Source organism: Streptomyces glaucus, from assembly GCF_039533365.1.
Lineage (GTDB): Bacteria > Actinomycetota > Actinomycetes > Streptomycetales > Streptomycetaceae > Streptomyces > Streptomyces glaucus.
The window spans coordinates 1-719 of the sequence record NZ_BAAATK010000148.1; the positions used below are offsets into that span (position 1 = coordinate 1).

The 719-nt window shown below is 73.6% G+C and carries 1 protein-coding gene; it reads left to right on the top strand.

Annotated elements, in window-relative coordinates:
• Positions 1–719 (top strand): beta-ketoacyl [acyl carrier protein] synthase domain-containing protein (locus ABD363_RS32465; RefSeq protein ID WP_344610046.1); only part of this gene is annotated, 719 nt, incomplete at both ends.

A 719-nucleotide genomic window follows, 5' to 3' on the forward strand; every position in this document is an offset into this window, starting at 1 on the left:
GAGGGTCCGGCGGTGTCGGTGGACACGGCGTGTTCGTCGTCGTTGGTGGCGGTGCATCTGGCGGCGCAGGCGTTGCGGGGTGGGGAGTGTGCGCTGGCGTTGGCGGGTGGGGTGACGGTGATGTCGACGCCGGCGACGTTCGTGGAGTTCTCCCGGCAGGGGGGTCTGGCGCCGGACGGGCGGTGCAAGGCGTTCTCGGATGCGGCCGACGGGGTGGGCTGGGCCGAGGGGGTGGGCGTGCTGGTGCTGGAGCGGCAGTCCGACGCGGTGCGCAACGGGCATCCGATTCTGGCGGTGGTGCGGGGCAGTGCGGTCAATCAGGACGGTGCGTCGAACGGGTTGACGGCGCCGAACGGGCCGTCCCAGCAGCGGGTGATCCGGCAGGCGCTGGCGGCGGCGGGGCTGTCGCCGGCCGAGGTGGATGTGGTGGAGGCGCACGGCACGGGCACGGCGCTGGGGGATCCGATCGAGGCGCAGGCGTTGCTGGCCACCTATGGGCAGGGCGACCGGGAGCGGCCGGTGTTGCTGGGGTCGGTGAAGTCCAATATCGGGCACACCCAGGCCGCGGCGGGGGTGGCGGGTGTGATCAAGGCGGTGCTGGCGATGCGGCACGGGGTGGTGCCGGCCACGCTGCATGCCCAGGTGCCGTCCTCGCACGTGGACTGGTCGGCGGGTGCGGTGGAGCTGGTGCGTGAGCCGGTGGCCTGGCCCGAGACCGG